Source organism: Spirosoma sp. SC4-14, assembly GCF_037201965.1.
Classification (GTDB): Bacteria; Bacteroidota; Bacteroidia; order Cytophagales; family Spirosomataceae; genus Spirosoma.
This window is the reverse complement of record NZ_CP147518.1, coordinates 4,444,345-4,467,751: the sequence shown is the minus strand read 5'-3', so window position 1 is coordinate 4,467,751 and position 23,407 is coordinate 4,444,345. Positions and strand designations below refer to the sequence as shown.

Sequence of the window (23,407 nt, the reverse complement as noted above, 5' to 3'; positions counted from 1 at the left end):
ACGTTCGTGAGTTTGTGTGGCCCTAATCGACTTATAGTTTGTTGGTTAGGGTTACTCAAATAACTCAAACAACGGCGGGTTGTTGCCAAAACAAACCATTGACCCACAAATGCCATCGTTTATTGACCAGCGATTTGGCCTTAAGAGACGGAATGACTCTCTGGCCGGGAGTGTCTTATAGCGGGTGTGTGGCTGATTTGGTTTTTAAATTGTGGCCGATTGTTTTAGCAGGCAGCTAAGATTGAGCTTTTCGGCAACCGTTATGTTAGCATCCAATACACGCTGCATATAGTCGATAGCGAGTTGGGTATGTTCTTCTGAGTCGCTGGCCACGCAGTTGGCGGGCACATACAGGTCGTAGTCGCGCATATAGGCGTCGTTGGCCGAAAACTGCACGCACACATCGGCACTGATACCCGTAATGATGAGTTGCCCAACCTGGAGGTAGGTCAGAAGTGCGTCTAGTGTGGTAGCATAGAACACCGAATGTTTAGGTTTAAGAACCACATAATCATCCGGCTCCGGGCGGAGCAGTTCGGCCAGGGGCTGCCCCCGAACACCATCGTTCAAACAATGGTCGATCAGTTCATTCAGATCGGATCGCCATCGGCCAAAATTGTCGTTTGTATAAATAACCGGAATTTTCAGGGCTTTGGCCTGTTTTTTCAGACGGGCAATATTATGAGCGGCTGTTATGGCTGGTTCAAGCAGTTGCTCGCCACCCGGAAACTCCAGGTCGTTAATCATATCGATAATCAGCAATGCCACCGGCGATGAATCGGGCGCATTTCCGTGTAAATCTTCATTTTTTGAGGCCATAACACTGCAGCGAAAGAATGAAAGGATACTATTGCTTTCCCTACCTAATAATGTATTAACAAGCAGATTGTTTTACCAGATCGTCCTCTCGTCAAGTTTCTTCTCGCCATAACCTCCTCGTTTTTTTAGATACCGGGCTAAGCACGATTAACAACGGTCGACGGGGCGTAGGGCAATAATGCCCGCGAACTGGCCCGGCACGATTTCAGCCTGGCTCGTTTTGTAGAAGACTGAAATCATGTTTAGTGTTTCGATGGGTCAATAAAAATTACCTGCCTTCGGCAACTATACCCAAACAGCGACCAACATCAGTGGGTTATAGAAACTAAGTGCCTGTTGGGCGATATATAGAGGGTTGTAACCCATATAACTGTTATTATGGAAACACTATTGAACTGGTTGTTCGAAAATATGGGTAATGAAGGAAATCAATACACCATTCTGAACGTGCAGCGGGGTGGAAATCCGCAAAAACCGACGTATCTGGCTGTAATGGCCCGTACGCCTGAGTTCAGGGTACTCGATTTATGGATCGATCAAACCGGAGATGGCAACGCATCTGATGCAGAACCTGGCTGGCTAAAGGAGCGGCAACCTCTGGAAATGGCAGTATTTACCGATGCTGAGCAGGTTATCGACTATCTGGCCAAAGGACAAAAAGCCGGGAATAATGGAGGAGAATCAGCAGCGGGCATACGAGTATCGGTGTTTGAACCCGTTGGCGATGCGGGTCAGATTACATTTCCGCCCAAGCCGTGATGAACTGCCAATCGAATAGCTAAGTAATTTCACTAAAAACGCCAGTCCCAAAAGGGCCGGCGTTTTCGATTATCTACCTTAAAAATACATGTTAAATTTGACTACAAAGGTACGGCCCCGCGCAAGGTAGACCGATTAGAGGAGCATTAGAAATAGCTTAGGAGAGCATTAAATAACTCGATAAGGGATGCTCAGATACCACAGCAACCTGCTGACCGACAAAAGGCACACTTATTGATAAGAGGCTAATCTGTTCTTTTTAACGTAAATACTATACATGGTTAATCAATTATTTCCTTAGTTTAAAATATGATTCTTTTAAAATGTAACTGTCTGGTTTTGAATTATTTGTATCCTTGTGGTTACAATATGGGTTAAAATTAGTATCCAAATAATTAATTTTTGGCTCTAATTTGGTTCGTACGGCATAGGCTTTGATATAAATTAATTCTGTTGCCTGAGTGCAAGTTTCTTTAAGAAAGTTGGTAATGCTCTCAGAACAACGCAGTTAACTTGTTCAGCCTATCCTATATGAAACATTGTTTACTTCTGTTTTGGAGTATTTTTAGCCTATTTGTATCCTTTTCAAACCCATCATTAGCCGATAATCCGTCTAAGCCATTCGGGAAACCATTACCTGTTTCAGATAACCCTAAACCGCTACCTCACCGGACGGTTAAATTACTTCAGCATGTCAATGCCTGGTCGACTGAGCAGAGTGTACAGACTCATTCTTCTGTTGAAGAACCAGGCAGTGGCACCGCCATTACAACTGCTCGTCCACCAAAGCCATTACCCATTCAAAAGCCCAATGGTCCCGACCCAATTCGGTTTACCCTACAGGCCAACAAAACACAGGTAGCCGTGGGTGAAGAGGTTGAACTGACCATCACGGCTGAGTTATTACCTATTGCAGCAAGCCAACTCTTTTTCTTTGATGAACAGAAATCGTTTCGGCTCAAGCTACTCTTGCCAGAAGGCGCCCAGCAAACAGGAGGAACCTATTACGATCTGATTGGAGAAACATTAAGCCCAGACCGTAATAGGCAAATCACCTACACATGGCGGGGAACCATAACTTCTGCTAATTCTTCAAGCTGTTTCAGGCTTCTGCGCGGAACGGTACCAACTGTTGATCAGAGTTTATTTGTTGAGAAGGGTAGACTCTGTATTCAACAGGTAGACGTTGCTAATAAAGACTCAGCTTCCATAGCACAAGAAACTGGAATAGATTTAAGCAAGGCCCGTATGGCGAGTTGTTCGGCCCCTACCGTTGTTTGGGCCGGAGACCAGACGACTACTAGTGTAAGCTGGGTGGTGGAGAACCTAACTACAAATGATCCGATTTCGACATTATTAGCTAAAGGCTGTCCTGCCGGAGCAACGATAAAATGGTATAAACGGGATGGGGCCAATGCAGCATTGCTATCTAGTGGGGCGTCTACGACCTATGTTACGCATAATGCAGTGAGTACTCAGACAGTAGAATACCGGTACTATGCAACCTGTATTTGTGCAGATGGTGAAAGCTCTCCTTCATCGGATTTTGTGATTACTGTTAATCGGAATCAAATTATACTAACTTCTGGATCTTCAACAGCATGTGGAAGTACTAAACAATATACTCCATTGACAGTGCAAGGATGTCCAAATGGGCACACTATAAAGTTTTATACGTCAGGGCCCTATAGCTGGACCGTGGCCTCGACAGGTAACCCGTATGTGTATGATGCTTATGGGGGAGTTCAGGAAGATACATATCAGGCAAGCTGCATTGTAAGGGGGATAGAAGGGCCGCGCTCCAATTCGGCAGTTATTGCTGGAAATTGTCCAACTGATCCTTGTGCTGGGGTAAGCTTACCCAAGCCAACCATTAGTGGTACACTGAATTTCACTACCGCTAGCCCTACTTCAACCCTGACCGCTTCGGGCTGTGGCGCTGGACAATCGGCTCGCTGGTACCGTGCGGATAACAACAATTATTTTTCGCCAGATGGACTTACCTTTACTTTCTCTGGAATTCCAAATGGTTTTCAGGTTTATGCAAAGTGTATTAGTGGGACCTGTGTCGGCGCTTCTTCTGATATTGTTACATTTACGGTCAGTACTCCCCCAACTGATCCTTGTGCTGGGGCGCCCCTCCCCGCAGCTCCGACCTCAACAAATGGAGCCACAATCTGCTCCAACAATACGGCTACCTTAACGGCCAGTGGGTGTAGTACCAATGGATACCGATGGTATACTACCAACACGGGGGGGAACTCCCTCAATTCTACCTTTTCATATACGACACCAACTCTAACCAGTCCAGTTACCTACTTTGTGAGTTGTTCCAATACCTGTGGGGAGTCGGGCCGGACGGCTGTTACGGCTAATATACACTCTCCTACGAATGCCATTTCTATTACAACAAATACGTCTAACTTGTGTCAGGGGCAAACAGCTCTATTAACCGTCAATAATTGTAACGGTACGGTCTTTTGGTCAGATAATGTTAATCTGCATGATAACCCTCGTTCAACTGGAGTTGTGGGTACCTATACCGCAAATTGTCAGGGAGTATGTGGAAATGCTACCCAATCAGCAATTTCAATACTAAATGGCAATCCTTCAATCCCCAGCATTCATCAGGAGGGTGGGAGCGCCACCAGCCTGACGGTGTGTGCTGGCTCGAACTCGGTGAGTTTATGGGGTGACAACTGTGAGGGGACGGTAGTCTGGTTTGCCAACGGTGTTCAGGCAGGTCAGGGATTACCCTTCCGACCCACTCCCAGTGCAGATGTGGTTTACACGGCCAAGTGTGTTAACGCTTGCACCACCAGTGCCGCATCCAACACCGTCACGGTTCATGTGATCAACACGGTAGCTCCCAGCATTCATCAGGAGGGTGGGAGCGCCACCAGCCTGACGGTGTGTGCTGGCTCGAACTCGGTGAGTTTATGGGGTGACAACTGTGAGGGGACGGTAGTCTGGTTTGCCAACGGTGTTCAGGCAGGTCAGGGATTACCCTTCCGACCCACTCCCAGTGCAGATGTGGTTTACACGGCCAAGTGTGTTAACGCTTGCACCACCAGTGCCGCATCCAACACCGTCACGGTTCATGTGATCAACACGGTAGCTCCCAGCATTCATCAGGAGGGTGGGAGCGCCACCAGCCTGACGGTGTGTGCTGGCTCGAACTCGGTGAGTTTATGGGGTGACAACTGTGAGGGGACGGTAGTCTGGTTTGCCAACGGTGTTCAGGCAGGTCAGGGATTACCCTTCCGACCCACTCCCAGTGCAGATGTGGTTTACACGGCCAAGTGTGTTAACGCTTGCACCACCAGTGCCGCATCCAACACCGTCACGGTTCATGTGATCAACACGGTAGCTCCCAGCATTCATCAGGAGGGTGGGAGCGCCACCAGCCTGACGGTGTGTGCTGGCTCGAACTCGGTGAGTTTATGGGGTGACAACTGTGAGGGGACGGTAGTCTGGTTTGCCAACGGTGTTCAGGCAGGTCAGGGATTACCCTTCCGACCCACTCCCAGTGCAGATGTGGTTTACACGGCCAAGTGTGTTAACGCTTGCACCACCAGTGCCGCATCCAACACCGTCACGGTTCATGTGATCAACACGGTAGCTCCCAGCATTCATCAGGAGGGTGGGAGCGCCACCAGCCTGACGGTGTGTGCTGGCTCGAACTCGGTGAGTTTATGGGGTGACAACTGTGAGGGGACGGTAGTCTGGTTTGCCAACGGTGTTCAGGCAGGTCAGGGATTACCCTTCCGACCCACTCCCAGTGCAGATGTGGTTTACACGGCCAAGTGTGTTAACGCTTGCACCACCAGTGCCGCATCCAACACCGTCACGGTTCATATTGCCAATCCAACTCCAACGACTAAGCAGGATGGTAGTGCCAACACCACGTCCCTGACGGTGGCCTATGGTACTACCATTGGCTTACGAGCCGATGGATGTCCAACAGGTTTAAATTGGTATAAAGAAGGACAGGCGTCTAGTATTGCCTCTAGTGTATCATTTACAACTATCGTTACCCAAAATGTTCGTTATCTGGCCAAGTGTATAAGCACTTTGGCCGCTTGCCCGGAGGGAGCAGCTTCTAACTGGATTGAGGTGTATGTAAATGGTATTACAACTGCATCCTTATCCGCTACGTCTGTTTGTCAAAGTGGAACCTTTACTGTCCCTTTCTCTTCAACTGGCACCTTCGGGGCTGGCAATACCTTTACAGTCCAACTCTCGGATGCTAATGGCGGGTTTAACTCGCCTACAGTGTTGGGGACAGGGGGAAGCAGTCCACTTTCGGTTAGCTTGCCCGCCAGTATTGCACCCGGCAATGGTTATCGTGTTCGAGTGGTCAGTTCGAACCCTGCTTTGGTAGGTAATTCCAGCCCAACAGTTTTAACCGTATCCGCTCCCCCCTCGTCGTTATCGGCTAGTAGCAATAGCCCAGCGGGACAGGTGAGTGTGGGGAGTTCGTTGAGTCTGACGCTAAGTGGGCAGGGATTGACCGGGGCTACTTACCGCTGGAAAGGTCCGAATAGCTTTACGTCTACCAACCAGAACCCAACGCTGCCTAATGCCACTACGGCCATGAGCGGTTCCTACACGGTGGTGGTCACTACACCGGGTGGGTGTACGGCCGTAGCCAGTACATCGGCGGTTATAGGAACAACATCGTTTACCTGCACCTGTCAGGATTGCGACTTGCCTGCCGTTCAGAATACCGATAACCCGCCCATTGCTGCCAGCAACAGAGGCAGTAGTACGCAGAACTACGTACAGGAGAGCGTGTATCTGGATGCCGCTGGTAGTAGTGTTGTTCAGAGTATTACCTATTTCGACGGCCTGGGCAGACCCAGTCAGAAAGTGAATGTGGGCGTAGGCGGTAAAACAACGGCAACACCCGTCTCCGATGTGGTCACGCCCATTGTTTATGATGCCTTTGGGCGCGAAACCACTAAATACCTGCCCTATGCCGAAGCCACCAACAATGGGACATTCCGCTCGTCGGCGGCAGGTAGCGTTAGTGGCTACTATTCCGGTTTGCCCGATAAAACCGGGAACGCCTATGCCAGCATCGTTTATGAAGCTTCGCCCCTGAATCGGGTGCTGAAACAAACAGCACCCGGTAGCAACACACCCGTACAACTGGCTTACCGGACCAATACAGCAGGTGAGTTGAAACTGCTGACCTACGATTTTTCGACCAAAAAAATAACCGTATCAACCTACGGTGCGGGGCAGCTTTACGTAACTGAAACCACCGACGAAAACGGCAACAAATCCACCGAATATAAGGATAAGGAAGGCCGCGTAGTGGGTAAGGATGTGTCGGGGCGGAAAACGTTGTATGCCTACGACGATTTTGGCTGGCTGCGCTGCGTAGTGCCTCCCAAAGCCAGTGGAAGTATCAGCGGCACCATCGACCCGTTTGCGGGCGATCTGCTGTTTGCCTACGACTACGACACACGGGGCCGCATGGTTACCAAAAAAGTGCCGGGAGCCGGCTCGACAACCCTGACCTACGACACGCGCGATCGACTGATTACCACCACCGACGCGAAGGGGACGGTTATCACCACCGATTACGATGACCTGAACCGGGTGACAGCCACCCGGCAGGGCAGCACCACGCTGACCCAGACTTATTACGACAGTTACGGCAGCGAAGCCAAAAGTTTCGATGCGACTCATGCCTACGGCGTGGCCAAGGTCGATAACCAGAAAGGCTTGGCAACCAGTACCAAAACACTGGTGTTGGGCACCAGTACCTACCTTACCACCAGCACTTACTACGACGACCTGGGCCGGGTGATTCAGACCGTGGCCGACAACCATAAAGGAGGACTCGACCGATCGTCGTCCAAGCTCGACTATACGGGCCGGGTGCTGGAAGGCAAGCTAACCTCATCGAACAGCCAAACTACTGTAACGGTAGAAACCCGTACCAGCTACGATGCCGGAAGCCGGGTGAAAGCGGTTTGCCAGCGCGTTTCCGATAATCTGCAAAGTGCCATTGGCAGCACGGGCGCCTACTGGGAGCCGGTGGCGCGCCATACCTACAATGGCATTGGCGAACTCACCCGCAAAACGCTGGGCTGCGGTATCCAGAACCTCGACTATACTTACCAGATGCGCGGCTGGCTGACTAAAATTAACGATCCGGCCAACCTCAACGCGGGCTCGTTGCCTGCCGATAAGGATTTCTTTGGTATGAAACTGACCTACGACCCCGTGGGCAACATTTCGGCCTGGGACTACCGGACGGCGCAGCGCAAGGGCGACATGACCACGCCTTATGACATCGACCAAAGCCAGCCCTATACCTACAGCTTTGCCTACGACAACCTGAACCGGCTCAAAAGCGGTACGCTGAACCAGCAGGGGCAGTCGGGAACGCTGTTTGCTATGGGTGGTGGCGACAATGGCCAGATCGGCTATGACGATAACGGCAACATCAAAACCCTGACGCGCAGTTTTAAGGGAACCGTTGTCGATAACCTGACGTATACCTACAAAAACAACGATGCTTCTAACCAGTTGGCCAGCGTGGCGGATGCCGGTACCAACCCCGGCACGGCTAATGCTTTCTTTAAGGACGGCACGGCCAGCTACACCTACGACGCCAACGGCAACCTGCTGACCGACTCCGGCAAGGGCATAACAACGGGTATTGCGTATAACTACCTCAACCTGCCCCAGACGGTGACCTACACTGGGGGCGCGGTGACGTATACCTACTCGGCCACGGGCCAGAAACTCAGAGCCGACTTTGGCAATGGCAAAACCTACGACTACATAGCGGGCTTTGTGTATGCAGGCAACCAGCTTGAGTTTATCCCCTCGGCCGAAGGGCGCGTGCTGCCACCGGGCCGGGCCAGCACGACTATTACGGCGGGCAGCAGTGCCACAGCCGCCAACAGTTATTACCGCTACGAGTATCAATTGAAGGACCATTTGGGTAACTTGCGGGTGGCCTGCCGCTGTGGCGAAAAGGCCAGCGAGAGCAGCCCCTCTGATGCGCAAACACCCCTGGTGGTGCAGGAAAACCATTACGACCCGTTTGGGCTTGACCTGACGGGCTTAAACAAAGTGCCCGACCTGACGGCTAACCGGTTTAAGTACAATGGGAAGGAGGATGAAGCGCCATTAGGGTGGATTGATTTTAACTGGCGGCATTATGACCCCGCCCTTGCTCGATTCGTTACCGTTGATAAATTAGCGGAGAAGTTCCCTTATCTAACAACGTATCAATTTGCATCAAATGATCCTATTGGTAAAATTGAATTAGATGGATTGGAGGGGATACACTATTTTGTTGCCCAACGTAAACAGTATGTTGGCCTTGATAATGCAATGAAATTATTAGAACAAAGTGGGATTTCTAATGAGCTTTCAAAGGAGTTTGCAGCAGATAATAATAAGACTGATATTTACATAAATGTTGCTATGAATACTTTTCAGCCTGAAACTAGTGGTGATTCAAAGTTATATTCAAATTATAATGGCTCTAATGCTGATAAGGGTATAACGCTTCAAGATATTCGTGCCGATAATCCTCAGATGTCTTTGAAAAAAGTTTTACTTGAGACAATTGCTAAAAATAAACAAGCAATTATAATTAGATTAAATGGGGAAAAGGTTGAGTCAGCAGGTAAAAACAAAAAGCTTGCTCTTGAAATAGCGGAGACGATTTCCCACGAAATAAAAGCTCATGCTATTGATGATAAAGATGGTGTCGATAATACTTCTCAGGCAAAGGAGCATCAAATTTATTATAACGACAAGTCTTTGGGTGAAACATCTCCTGCGTATCAAGAAATTAAGCACAATTCTCCTGCAGGGATGTACAAATCGAGAATTGAGAAAGCAGCAAGAGAATTGAAAATTTATGAAAATAATGAATAACTTTTTTGTGGTTTTTATGTTTATGTTGTTGTTTGGTTGTAGTAGAGAAGACAAAGATTCAAGCTATATTGAATTGGCTGGTAAATATAATATCCTTCATCTACAGCCGACTGATTATAGGTATAACACTCATAGGATATATCAAATTGATATTCCTAAAGCAAATAATTTCTCTGCTTTCTCTTCCAGTAACTATTTAGTTGAAGAAGGAGGTGTACTTATGGAAATTTTTTTGACAAAAAACTGTGAAGAAGAATATTTAAAGCAGAGCTATAAAATAATAAGTAATGCGTCTCAAGTGAATTATAATTCATTTAATAGGTGTGATATTACCTTAAAGCCATTGTTGGATTGGAACCTAAATGTAGGAGATACCTTGTATTATTATACAGACCACTTTGTGGTTCTAAATAGGAAAATGTATGACCCCGAATTGCATGAGTACGTATTTGAGTTTTATAGAAAATGGCGCAATACTTGCCTAACATCTATACTTGCTACACACGAGAAGGGAATAATTGGGTTGTATGACCTTTGTCCAGAGAATGGGGCATATACGGTTATTAAAAATGCTATTGGAAAATCATACCATTCCAAATGGAGATTTTTAGATAAAAAACAGTTAAGACAACCTGATGTTAATCTTAATAAAGTGGGGATTTTTACTAAGGATGATTAGAGTAATTGATTACCTTGACTCCTTGATAGTCTAATAGTAGCATACTAGTTAATTTATCAGAAGCATTATGATATATTTGACCATATCAGATACAGATCTAATAGGTAAATTTGTTGTCAGGTTCATTCAAATTCAAGTATGGTGATACTTTTTGAGCAGAAATTAACCTGTGGGATTAAAGCACTAGAACTTCATAGATGTATTTATAAATAATCTATCTCCCCAATTTCCCCAAAATAACCCCCACCTTTTATGAATCGACCTTTATCTGGGCTGAGTTGCCTGCTGGGTTGCCTGCTGCTGGCAACGGTTTCGCTGGGGCAGGATGGTAGTAGTGCGCCCCTGATGGCCAGCTACCAAACTGCTACAAACCGGCTAAAACTATTGCCACCCAACGTGGCTTCTATGGAGCGCTATGGCAACGTGCCCATCAATTTTAGTTCGGGCCAGCTCAACTATAGCCTGCCCATCCATACCATCGACGTCGATAACACGATGTCGATGCCCATTCAGCTCACCTACAACAACAGCGGCCTCAAACCCGATGAGGTGCCGTCGTGGGTTGGCAATGGCTGGGATTTGCACCTGGGTGGCACCATCGTGCAAACCATCAACGGTATGGACGATTTCGATGGCACTGCGGGGCTACAGGTGCAGGCCAGCCGTGATGCGCTCAATGCGTATATACTTGGCAACGGCTCCATGTCGCTAACCGATCAGTATCAGTATTGCGATGCCGTTGTTAAAAATTTTAAGGATTCGCAGTTCGATACGTTTTCGCTAACCCTGCCGGGCAAAAGTGGTAAGTTCTACTTCGACAAAGCCAGCGATGGATCGCCTAAGGCCGTTTTCTACAGCCAGCAGCCGCTGCGCGTTGCGTTTGCCAACAACCAGTTTACCATCACCGACGAGCGGGGTAACGTATACCTGTTTACTGAATCCATCGATGGGGCTGAAACCTATTCAAACGCTCCCTTCTATACCGATAGCGATCCGTATCGACTGAGTAGTAAAACCTGGTATCTGACCAAAATCACCACGGCTTCGGGCGTGGAGGCTGTCATTACCTATAAAGACGATACTACGTATGAGCTATGGACGACCAACTATTCCTGCAATGCACCTACAGCCGGTGCTTACACGTGTGGAGCGCAAAACTCGACCATGACTGTGCGGCAGAAACTGGTTTCGCAGATCAGTTGGAAAGGCAAAAAGGTCGTGTTCGAAACCATCGACCGCAACGACCTTAACGCCAGTGGCACCAGTGGCGCAAAAGCGCAGGCCCTGTCGCGCATTAAGGTCTACAACGAAAGCAACGAACTGGTGCGTCAAATCGGCTTTACCTACGACAACCGCAGCCGCCTGCAACTCAGCAGCCTCTCGTTTCTGGACAAAGTGACGGGCAATCAGGTCCAGACCTATTCGTTTGCCTACTACGGCGATGCCGGACCCATTGCCATTCCGTATCTGAGTAAGCCAGCGGGGCCAAATCCGGCCAACAACGCCATCGACCACTGGGGCTATTATAATGGCAAACAAAACACATCCAAAATTCCGGCCAGCAATTATACCACATTGACCGGTATAGCGGGCCAACCGTCGCTAGCCACGGCCAATCGGTCGTCGGACGGTAATTTTTCGCTGTATGGCATGTTGAAGCGTATTACGTATCCAACGCAGGGCTATACCGAAATTACTTACGAGCCGAACCGGGTCACCTACCCGTCTATGACCCAGGTTCCGTATTTCATGCGCGATCAGGATGTACTTTCCGGCTATACGGCATTTGCCCAGGATGCGAATTCGGACTGTAATCAAAAAAGAAAGACCGGCACACTGGTTATTGCGCAGAATCTGGTAGGAGTGCGGTTTCGCTGGGAGTTACAGGGATACAGCTATGCAGGAAACAATGCGGGTTCGTCGTTTCAGTTCTCGAACTCGGCGGGGCAGATTCTGGTAAGTGACGTTTCGGCTGGCTACAAAACAGGATCGACCCGGATCGATTTGCCTGCCGGTACCTATTCCTACACATTGATCGTTGGATGTCAGACACCTGCATCAGCGCCAGTTCCTCCAACGGACACGGTTCGAAATGGAACGTCAGGAGTTGTATCGGTTCCAGCATCGTTGGCTTCGTTTACGGCCGAAAAGCCCCAATCGGGCGATATTACACTAGCCGTTGGTGGTAACCGGGTTCAACGGATTATTGATAATGACCAAACCACTGGCTACAACGAACGCGTAATTACCTATACGCAGGCTTCATTACTGCATGAGCCTTATTATGTTACGAACCATCAAACACCAGGTACAATCGGGTCGGCGAATGCCTGCATTTCACTAGGCAAAACCTATGTCGTCAATGAGCGAAGTATTTATAACTGGGATGGCTTTCATGTGCTGTATAAACAAGTTACCGAATCGTTAGGCCAGGGTGGCGCTAATGGGCAAAAAAGCTACACGTTCGATGACCCATATTACCTCGGCACGTCCTACACGCAGGCACCCTATCCACCAGCCCAAAATTTGCCCTGGCGCACGGGTAATCTGCTAGCCGAAGGTTCGTATCAGAAAAACGCCAATAGTACTTTCGACCTTGTGGCTAAATCAAGTACGTCCTATACCAGTGGGCAGCTAGGAGCCACAGTAAAAGGTGTGAAAGTTGATCGGATTCTGGCTTGCCCCGTTGGAAGTATCGCTACTACAGACTTAGTGAATAGCTATTTCACTGTTATTACAATTCCGGCGGTCAGCGATCAGTTTGGGGTGGGTAGCCGCACTCAGGAGCAGTGGTTCAGTGGCACTTTATTAAGCCAAAGCACCCAATATGCCTATAATCAGGATTGGCTGGTCAATCAGATCACTACAATCAATAGCCAGAATCAGACCGAAAAAGTACTGACCTATTATGCCAACGATTACGATAACAGCGCAGGCAGTACTATTGCTTCACTAAAAGGAATCAACGCAATTGGGGTTCCTTTAAAAACCGTTCGCACCATCAACGATAAGGCGGTCGATGGTGTCATTACGCTTACCGATGCCGCAGGCAATCCAACGGAATTGTACCGGCTCGAAGTAGCTGCTCCCGCAACACTGACCCACAGCCGAACCGTTTATGTGCCAGCCGAGTTTGCGAAGTACGAAAGCCGTCAGTATAGCAGCAAGGGCAACATCACGCAGGTTATTCCACGAAATGGGCCAACGCGCACCTATGTTTGGGCGTATAATCACACTTATCCCGTTGCCGAAGTCCTCAACGCTACTCAGGCGCAGGTTGAAGCTGTGGGTGGTAGCCTGGAATCAGCCGCTATGTTAACCGATTTAACAGCCATCCAGAACCTGACCAATGGATTACGGTCGGGTTTATCGCAGGCGCTGGTCAATTCGACAACGATGTTTTCGGGCGTGGGTGTTCGTCAGCTTACCAACCCCGCCGGACTAAGCTCATCGTATGAGTACGATAACCTGGGGCGCTTGCAACGTATTAAAAACAATCGCCTGGAAACCGTAAAAGAATACACCTATAACTATGCACCAGGTATCGGTAGTGGCTCGGCCCGTTTAGCAACAAATTCTATTTCAACCCAGACCATTAGACGTAACGAGCCTTATTCGTATCCGATTCCTAATTCATTGTTTGCCAGTACGCTGGGGCAGTCCGTACAGTATTCGTTGAGCGGCTTACCGGCTGGTCTATCATTCGTTGATGGCCAAATCATGGGAACGCCCACCCAGGCGGGTACCTATTTGATTATTATTACCGCTACCAATGCTGCCGGATTATCGAGCAGCACAAGTTACAATCTGGTTGTTAATCCTTGATTTTAGGTTCATTAAAAACTTGCTCCCGATGGCCTGACTGATATGATCAGGCCATCGGGATTTTTGCTACTACAGTCTGTCTAATCATCTTACACCAGCGAAGACTATCTTTTAATGACCCGAACGGTCGGCCTCAGTTCGTAAAATAGTACGAAAACCTAAACCCAGTTATTAAATCAAGTTAGTAAGTTTGGGGTAACGTATTCAAGTTACAATGGCCAAGGCAGTAAATGATGGTAGAGTAATCAATAGAAATGCTGATCCTAAAAAGAGTATTCTGAGTTACTTCGCCAATGTAGGCAATGCAATTATTCCTGAATTAAGCAAAGAGCTAACCATCAGTGTGCCTAAAGTTACGTCGGTGGTGGGCGAACTGATCAAAGAAGGGCTGATTCAGGATTATGGTAAAATAGAATCGAGCGGTGGCCGAAAGCCGAACCTCTATGGCGTTGTTCCCGAATCGGCGTTCTTTATCGGGGTCGATGTAAAGCAGAGTCACATCAATATTGGCCTGCTCGACCTTCAGAAAAACCTGATCAAGGTAATTGAAAACCTGCCCTATACGCTCAATAATACACGCGAATCGCTCGATACGCTCTGCCAGCACATTAACGAATTTATTGCCGACCTCACTATTTCGAGAGAAAAAATTCGCGGAATCGGTATCAACCTCTCAGGGCGGATCAACTACGCAACGGGCTATAGCTATAGTTTTTTCTTCTTTGAAGAACGGCCATTGAGCGAAATCATCGAGCAGGAGGTGGGCATTCGGGTATTTCTGGAAAACGACTCGCGGGCTATGGCCTATGGCGAATTTTGTGCCGGAGTCGTTGAGAAAGAAAAGAATGTTCTGTTCCTTAACCTCGATTTTGGCATTGGCGTCGGTATCATGATCGATGGGCATCTGTATTATGGTAAGTCGGGCTATGCCGGTGAACTGGGTCATGTACCTATTTTCGACAATGAGCTGATCTGCCACTGCGGCAAAAAAGGCTGCCTCGAAACCGAAGCATCGGGCTGGGCGCTGGTTCGGATGTTTCGCGAAAAACTACAACAGGGCTCTACCTCCGTTCTAACGCGTAACGGTCTAAGCCCCGATCAGATTACGATGGAAGACATCATTATGGCCGCCAGGAACGACGATGTGCTGGCTATTGAACTCATTGCGAAACTGGGCGAAAATCTGGGGCGTGGTATTGCGTTCTTAATCAATGTCTTAAATCCAGAACTCGTCATTCTGGGTGGTAGTCTGGCGTCTACTCAGGAGTATATTCAACTGCCCATCAAAACATCCCTCAATAAATACTCCTTAAGCCTGGTCAACAACGACACGCAGCTAAAACTATCGAAATTGGGCGAACACGCGGGTATTGTCGGCGCTTGTCTGCTGGTACGCGACCGGGCGCTTTCACTGGCATAATTTGTTTATAGCCAAGTCTTTGCCAGTTTCGGTAACTGTTATAGAAGCAGTTTTAAACTTTCTACAATCGAGTCTTGAAGGGGCATTTTGTCATCCCGACGAAGGAGAGATGACAAAATGCGATTTCAGCAAAAGTTTAAACAAATTCTTTCAGTGTTCTCTGTGCCTCTGTGGACAATACAGGGCTTTTTCATAAAAACGTATAACCACGTAGTGCCGGGCCGCCAAAGCGATGGCATCATAGTAGTACTGATTGGCATTTCCTGTATGTATAGCTACTATGATGACATGCCTACGGCATTGGTATGAAAATGCCCTGGTAAACAAGTAAACTATTTGGCCGCAGAGGCAATCCGGGAAAGGATATAGGCCGAAATGGCATTCTGCTGAAAGCCTGCTATCATCATTCATCTAATAACCTGAATAAAATTTATTTTAATTTTCTGTTGCTATCTTAATTTTGAATATCTTACTTTACTGCCAAGTTAATAATTTGATTTATTAAGTAGGGCCAAATAAATAATAAAATCCTGTTTGCTCGTTCGCCTATCAGGAACTGTTTCATACTTATGCAACTCAACGATTACCAGCATCTCTACCGTACTAATTTGCTGAACGATGTTGTACCGTTCTGGTTCAACCATTCCGGCGACAAAGAATTTGGCGGCTATTTTACCTGCCTCGACCAGAAAGGGGAGGTCTACGATACTGATAAATTCGTGTGGCTACAGGCGAGGCAGGTCTGGTGCTTCGCGATGCTATATAACCGGGTTGAAAAACGGCAGGAATGGCTCGAATTTGCCAGTCAGGGAGCCGAATTTCTGACAGAACACGGTCGCGACGCCGAGGGAAACTGGTATTTTTCGCTTACCCGTCAGGGGCAGCCGCTTGTTCAGCCCTACAACATTTTCTCAGATTGTTTTGCCACCATGGCTTTTGGTCAACTCTATCAGGCAACGGGCATAGCCGAATACGGCAATATTGCGGTTAAGACGTTTCTGAACATTCTGCATCGGAAAGACGACCCGAAAGGAACCTACACCAAAGCCTATCCGGGAACGCGGCCGCTGAAGAATTTTGCCCTGCCCATGATTCTCTGCAATCTGGTACTGGAAATTGAACCGTTGCTGAAACCCGAACTGGTTGAACAGACGATTGCCACGGGCATCCGTTCGGTGATGGAGGAGTTCTACCGGCCCGAACTGGGGTTGATACTCGAAAATATTACCCCCGATGGCTCTTTCTCCGATTCGTTCGAAGGTCGGCTGGTCAATCCGGGGCATGGACTGGAGTCGATGTGGTTTATTATGGATCTGGGCGAACGGGCGGGCGATCAGGCACTGATTCGGAAAGCTGTCGACATTACGCTGTCGATTCTGGACTACGGCTGGGACCGGCAATATGGCGGTATTTTTTATTTCCTCGATGTGAAAGGCTACCCTCCCCAACAACTGGAATGGGATCAGAAACTCTGGTGGGTACACATGGAAACCCTCATCAGCCTGTTGAAAGGGTATTTGCATACGGGCGATGAGCGGTGCTGGCAATGGTTCGAAAAAGTTCACGACTATATGTGGAGCCATTTTGCCGACCCGGAATATGGCGAATGGTTCGGGTATCTGAACCGGCAGGGTGAGGTGCTGCTTCCGCTGAAAGGCGGTAAATGGAAAGGTTGTTTTCATATCCCAAGGGGCTTGTATCAGTGCTGGAAAACACTGGAGGCCATTGCTGAGAAAAAAGCCAGTACACTTTTACAGGACTAATTGTATGGCAAACGTTCCGCTACAAACCATAACGGTCGAAGAACCGACAGCGCAGGGGAGGCAGAATTACACCCCGGCCTTACTGTCGCTGGCTGTGCTTTATTTCATGATGGGATTCATCACCTGTCTGAACGACACGCTGGTTCCCTTTTTCAGGAAAGGCTTTAGCCTGACTTATTCGCAGTCGTCGCTGGTGCAGTTTTACTTTTTTCTGACCTACGGCATTATGTCGATTCCGGCCGGCCGAATTGTTGAAAAAGTGGGCTACAAGGCTGGTATGGTGATGGGGTTCGGTATTGCTGGATTGGGAGCAGTTCTGTTTTTTCCGGCCTCGGCCCTGCATCTGTATTCGTTGTTTCTGGCGGCTCTGTTCGTGATTGCCATCGGTATTGTGCTGTTGCAGGTGGCGGCCAATCCTTACATAACCGTGCTGGGGCCAGCCAAAACAGCATCAGCCCGGCTGACGCTGATTCAGGGCGTTGGGTCGATGGGGACAACGGTGGCGCCGTTGTTTGGTGCCTATTTTATTCTGGCACCACTGGCGCAATCCCATGCGTCGGGCGATGCCGTTCGGTATCCGTATCTGGGTATTGCGGCTTTGCTGATTTGCATTGCCCTGGTCGTCTGGCGGCTTAATCTGCCCGTTATCAAGACTACAGGTAGCGAAACGAGCGTAACGGTAGCAGGGAAAACCGTTTTTTCGTTTCGGAATTTGCGGTTTGGCATCGGCGGTATTTTCTGTTATGTCGGGGCGGAGGTGTCTATCGGCACCTTTCTGACCAACTACATTGCCGATACCTTACAGATTTCCGAGAATGAGGCCAATAGCTTTGTCGCTTTTTATTGGGGCAGCATGCTGGTTGGCCGGTTCATTGGCGCGGGCTTGCTCAAATCCATCAGGCCGTCGGTCATTCTGACCATCTGTGCTACGGTGGCCATGGCGCTGGTGGCGATCTCGATCAATTCAACGGGTTATGTGGCCGTCTGGACCATGATCGCTGTGGGATTATGCAACTCCATCATGTTCGCTATCATTTTTTCACTATCGGTACAGGGTCTCGGCCGGTTTACTACCCAGGCTTCCGGCCTGCTCTCGACGGCTATTGCAGGCGGTGCAGTGGTATCGTTTTGCCAGGGACTCCTGATCGATCAGTTCACCTGGTCCGTAGCTTTCCTGTTGCCCATTGCCTGCTACGGATACATCTTGTTTTACGGACTCAATGGCTATAAGGCGGTGATTAGTCATTAGGTATTGGTCATTAGCAAATACAAATGAGCAGTAACTAATGACCAATACCCAATGACCAAACATTAACCAACCTCTTTTCTATATGACTCGATTCCTAACCCTTCTTGTGCTTTTGGCTGGCTTACGCTTGTCGGCATTTGCCAGCAAAGAGCCGGGTTTTAGTGCGCGGATTCTATTTATTCCGCTCGATGATCGGCCACCCTGTCTGCAGTTTACGGAGCGGATGGGGCTAATCGGTAATGCGCAGGTAGTGGCTCCGCCCATGGAGTTGCTGGGCCGATTTACAACCCCCGGCCAGTCCGATAAAATTATTGCCTGGCTGCAACAGCAGGAGTTAAATTCGTTCGATGCGGCTATCATTGCGCTCGATATGCTGGCCTATGGTGGGCTGGTGGGGTCGCGCGTGCACGATGTTTCATACGAACAGGCGCGTAAACGACTGGATATTATCTCGACCTTACGCAAACGGGCTCCCTCGCTGAAAATTTATGGCCAGAGTGTGGTGATGCGGCTGGCGCCAACGGCCGATCAGCACAATGAAGCCTACCGCGAGAAACTGGCCCATTGGGCAGAAGTATCAGTAGGGGCCGATCCTGAGTCGAAAGCTGAAACGGCGAAACTGGAACGGGAAATTCCGACCGAAGGACTTGCCGATTATAAACAGGCCCGTTCCCGCAATCTGCGCATCAATCAACTGGCCATTGCGCTGGTTCGGCGGGGTGTTATCGACTATTTGCTGCTTACGCAGGACGATGCCAAACCCAAGGGCGTTCATATTGCCGACCGCGAAACGCTGATTGCCGAAACAAAGCGGCTGAAACTGACTGAAAAAATTGCCGTTCAACCCGGTGCCGATGAAGTGTCGATGCTGTTGCTGGCACGAGCCCTGAACAAACACGCCAATTTCTCCCCGAAAATCAAAGCCGTGTATTCGTCCCAAAAACTGAGTAACACGGTCATGCCGTTCGAAGATCGGCCTTTGCACCAGACGGTTAGTTTTCATATCAAGGCAACGGGCTCGCAGGAAGTGACCAACGAACAGGATGCCGATGTCCTGTACTATGTCTTTGCTTCGCGGTTCGAAACCGGTCGGGCCGATAGTTTTGCGGATGAGATTGCGCAGAAAATTGCGCAGAAAAAGCGCGTAATCGTGGCCGATGTCGACCCGAAAGGCGATGTGCAGGGTGGCGATACGCCATTTACGATGGCCCTGGAAAAACGCCATCTGCTACCCGAATTAAGCGGCTATGCTTCCTGGAATACGGCCGGAAATACCATCGGTACGGCATTACCGCAGGGCGTTGTGTTTACCCTTGCCGAGACAAAACTGTTGAAACAGTCTATCGCCACACCCGGTGTGGCCGATCGGATCTGGACCGCTCAAAACTGGTTTCTGATGCACCGCGTGCTCGATGACTACTATTTCCACAACCAGATTCGGGCGAAGGCCAACCAGTTTGCAAAACAGGTCGGGCGGAGTTCAACGCTGATGAGCGATGCCATGACAAAGCAGGTGGAAACGTATTGTCAGGAACTGCTACAAAAGTCGTTCGATGAGCTGATTACCAATTATGAATACAAACGTTCGGGTAGTTTGCAGAAATCCGTGCGGTGTTCGAAACCCACAGCGCTCCGGTTCGATCTGCCCTGGAACCGTACTTTCGAAGCCATGATTGATTTCGATATACGTTGTACAGAAAGCACGGAGTAGCCCGGAAGGGTGACCTGAGCGATTGCCGTTTCCTTGGCGAACTTCGTGTCTCCACGTTGGATAACTGAATTTTACCGTTACCGACTATTTATACTAACCCAGCAAAATCGCTGGCCGGGGATTGTATTGCCTTCTGTTTTTATAAAACCTCTTTTCTCTTTACAAACGCCAAATTGATTGACTTATGCAAAACTTCTTTACGCAGAGATGGCGTATCGGCTGGCTGCTTGCCCTGCTGATTTCGCTGTGTCAACAAACCTACGTTGCTGCTCAGAGCCAGCAGCTACTTCGCGGAAAGGTAACCGATGCGACGGGCGCTGTGCTGCCGGGCGTGACGGTGGTTGTGAAAAACACAACGGTGGGTACAACGACCGATGCCGAGGGTTTATATACCCTTCGTGTCAGTGAGCAGCGTGGTACGCTGGTGTTCTCGTTTATGGGTACCGTTAGCAAAGAAGTGGCCTTCGATGGGGCGGGCGAATACAATGCCACGCTGGCCGAAGATACTAAAACCCTGAACGAAGTGGTGGTCGTTGGTTATGGTACGCAGAAGAAAATAAACCTGACGGGTGCCGTAGCTGTCATTGAAAGTAAATCGCTTACGAATCGGCAGGTAGGCTCTACATCGCTGGCGTTGCAGGGGGCTGCACCGGGCGTAACCATCACCCAGCAGTCGGGGGCGCCCGGTGGCGATGCGGGTACCATCCGGATTCGGGGTGTTGGCTCGATCAATGCGGGGCAGAATCCGCTGATTCTGGTCGATAATGTGGAGATGAGTCTGGATGCCATCGATCCCAACAACATTGCCAGCATATCGATTCTGAAAGATGCCGCTGCGGCTGCGGTGTATGGGTCGCGGGCGGCCAACGGCGTTGTCCTGATCACAACCAAGCGGGGAGCCAAAGGCGTGAATGTTAGCTATAATGCCTATGGCCTGAAGCAGGAACCCACCGATTTGCCGCAGAAAGTGAATGCGCTCGAACACATGAAATACTGGGATGTAGCGCAGGTCAACAGCGGTTTACCGGCAGTGTTTACGCAACAAATTGCCGCCTATGAGAAAAATGGCCCCGATAATCTGACGCTCTTCAATACCGACTGGAAGAAACTGGTATTGACCAACAATGGCCTCATGCAGAACCATAACCTGAATGTGTCGGTAGGGGGAGAACGGGTAAAACTGTTTGCCTCCGGCAGTTTCCTCGACCAGAACGGGCTGACGGCAAACACGAATTATAAACGGATGGACCTGCGCTTTAACACCGATGTGGCCATTACCGATAAGCTATCGGCCTCTATGGACCTGGTTCTGAATAAAATGAATCGGTTGTGGCCCGGTCAGAATACGCCCGAGTACATCATCCGCGAGATGTTAGGCTTTCCGGCTACCACACCCGGACAATACAATTCGGGGCAGTGGGGTGAGGGCTGGTCGAATGCCAATCCGGCGGCACAGGCACAGGATGGCGGATTCAATCGTACACTGACCAACTCGCAGATTATTAAAGGCACATTGACCTACAAACCGGTTGCGGGGCTGGAACTGCTGGCAACTTATAGTTCGAACACCTACAATTCCCGCAACCGGCGGTTTATGGATCAGTACGACATCTACACGGCCGATGTGGCCAACAATACTCTGGTGTTTGCCCGGCCCTGGCCTGCCCTGAATTCACTGAGCGACAACTACGCACAAAATACCCAGAATCTGTTCAGAACCCAGGCTACCTATACCAAATCGTTTGGTAAACACGATTTTACGATTCTGGGTGGGTTCAGCACCGAAGATTTCAGTACCAGTAATGTGAATACATTCCGGCAGAATCTGCTCTCACCCGAACGACCCTACCTGGATAGTGGCGACCAGCTTGGCCAGACGATGAGCGGTGGCGAAAGCCGGTATTCGATGGTGTCGGCCTATGGTCGGTTGAACTATAATTACGACGAAAAATACCTGCTGGAAGTAAACGGCCGCTGGGATGCCTCGTCGCGGTTTCGACAGAACAACTGGTGGCAGCTATTCCCGTCGGTGTCGGGCGGTTGGCGGATTTCGCAGGAACGTTTCTGGACGGGGCTCAGTAAAATCATTCCCGAAGCAAAAATCCGGGCGTCGTATGGATCGCTTGGTAATCAGAACCTGATCCGAAATGGGGCTTCGGACTATTATCCGACTTACTCGCTGTTTAATTCGGGTTCGGCCTACAACTACTATTTCAACAACGTTGTCAACCCTGGCTATGCACTCACAACGGCGGCTAATCCGAATATCCGTTGGGAAACGTCGAAGATTCTTGACATTGGTGGCGACTTTAGTTTGCTGCGCAATCGACTGAACATAACGGCCGATTTTTTCCAGCGCGACATTGTCGATATGCTGCAACTGGTGCCGGTGCCATCGTATGTTGGGCTGACGGCTCCGTTTGTCAATTCCGGTTCGATGCGCAACAAAGGCTGGGAACTGGGTGTCGGCTGGCGCGATAAGATCCGTGATTTTAGCTATCAGGTGCAGTTGAATGCGTCGGATGTGAAAAATACACTGCTCAATAATGGCGGCAAACCGATCATCAATGGCGCTACCATTCAGCAGGAAGGCTATGCGCTCGATTCATATTACGGCTACATTGCCGATGGGTTGTTTCAGAGCGCGGAAGAAGTGAAAAATGCGCCGTTTCAGTATGGCAACACGGCTCCCGGCGATATTCGTTATCGCGACATCAGCGGCCCAAATGGTGTGCCAGACAACAAGATCGACAGCTACGACCGCACCATCCTGGGCAATTATTTTCCCCGTTATGAATATAGCCTGAACCTGTCGGGACAGTACAAAGGCTTCGACTTTACAGCCTTCTTTCAGGGGGTTGGCAAGAAAGATAACTACCTCTCGGGGACGGCCGCCCAGCCTTTCTACTCGGCCAATTTTCAGGGTACTATGTTCGAGTACCAGAAAGATTACTGGTCGCCCGATAACACAACTGCGGCCTATCCCCGGCTAACGGCCAACAGCATTCCGAACAACTACGTAACCTCGTCGTTCTGGGTGCGGTCGGCGGCTTATCTGCGGTTGAAAAACGTGGTGCTGGGCTATACGATTCCGACAGCGCTGACCAACAAGGCCAAAATCAAGTCGGCGCGGGTATATCTGAGCGGTCAGAACCTGGTAACCTGGACCAACTTCTTCCCCGGCTTCGATCCCGAACAGCGCGACACGGGTGGCGAGTTTTACCCCATCATGCGGACATATACGGTTGGTTTGAACATCAATTTCTAA

The 23,407-nt window shown here is 49.3% G+C and carries 10 protein-coding genes; 9 read left to right on the top strand and 1 reads right to left on the bottom strand.

The features are described 5' to 3' along the window. Window positions 1-204: 204 nt before the first annotated feature. Window positions 205-819, bottom strand: coding sequence for an isochorismatase family cysteine hydrolase (locus WBJ53_RS18220; protein ID WP_338868701.1), 615 nt, complete (start codon window positions 817-819; stop codon window positions 205-207). A 378-nt stretch (window positions 820-1,197) separates the two neighbouring features. Here WBJ53_RS18220 and WBJ53_RS18215 point away from each other — a divergent pair, with 378 nt between their 5' ends. The 9 genes from WBJ53_RS18215 to WBJ53_RS18175 all read left to right on the top strand — a co-directional run bounded on the left by WBJ53_RS18215 (window position 1,198) and on the right by WBJ53_RS18175 (window position 23,407). Beyond that, window positions 1,198-1,578 (top strand): hypothetical protein, encoded by a 381-nt coding sequence (locus WBJ53_RS18215; RefSeq protein WP_338868699.1) that lies wholly within the window; start codon window positions 1,198-1,200, stop codon window positions 1,576-1,578. Between the two features lie 531 nt (window positions 1,579-2,109). Continuing rightward, window positions 2,110-9,492, top strand: a complete 7,383-nt coding sequence (locus tag WBJ53_RS18210) for a DUF6443 domain-containing protein (RefSeq protein ID WP_338868698.1) — start codon at window positions 2,110-2,112, stop codon at window positions 9,490-9,492. Then, window positions 9,485-10,171 carry a hypothetical protein gene (locus WBJ53_RS18205; RefSeq protein ID WP_338868696.1) on the top strand — a complete coding sequence of 229 codons (687 nt, stop codon included), beginning with the start codon at window positions 9,485-9,487 and terminating at the stop codon, window positions 10,169-10,171. Before WBJ53_RS18210 ends, WBJ53_RS18205 begins: the two co-directional genes overlap by 8 nt. 252 nt (window positions 10,172-10,423) lie before the next feature. Next, complete coding sequence (locus tag WBJ53_RS18200) at window positions 10,424-13,996, top strand: putative Ig domain-containing protein (RefSeq protein ID WP_338868694.1); 3,573 nt, start codon at window positions 10,424-10,426, stop codon at window positions 13,994-13,996. A gap of 214 nt (window positions 13,997-14,210) precedes the next feature. After that, entirely contained in the window at window positions 14,211-15,416 is a 1,206-nt protein-coding gene (locus WBJ53_RS18195) for an ROK family protein (RefSeq protein ID WP_338868692.1), read from the top strand. Window positions 15,417-15,985: 569 nt separating this feature from the next. Next, on the top strand, window positions 15,986-17,179 hold the full coding sequence (locus WBJ53_RS18190; protein WP_338868690.1) for an AGE family epimerase/isomerase: 1,194 nt from the start codon (window positions 15,986-15,988) through the stop codon (window positions 17,177-17,179). A gap of 4 nt (window positions 17,180-17,183) precedes the next feature. Continuing rightward, window positions 17,184-18,428, top strand: coding sequence for a sugar MFS transporter (locus tag WBJ53_RS18185; RefSeq protein WP_338868687.1), 1,245 nt, complete (start codon window positions 17,184-17,186; stop codon window positions 18,426-18,428). An 82-nt stretch (window positions 18,429-18,510) separates the two neighbouring features. Next, window positions 18,511-20,139 (top strand): DUF4127 family protein, encoded by a 1,629-nt coding sequence (locus WBJ53_RS18180; RefSeq protein ID WP_338868685.1) that lies wholly within the window; start codon window positions 18,511-18,513, stop codon window positions 20,137-20,139. Window positions 20,140-20,323: 184 nt separating this feature from the next. Beyond that, on the top strand, window positions 20,324-23,407 hold the full coding sequence (locus WBJ53_RS18175; RefSeq protein WP_338868683.1) for a TonB-dependent receptor: 3,084 nt from the start codon (window positions 20,324-20,326) through the stop codon (window positions 23,405-23,407).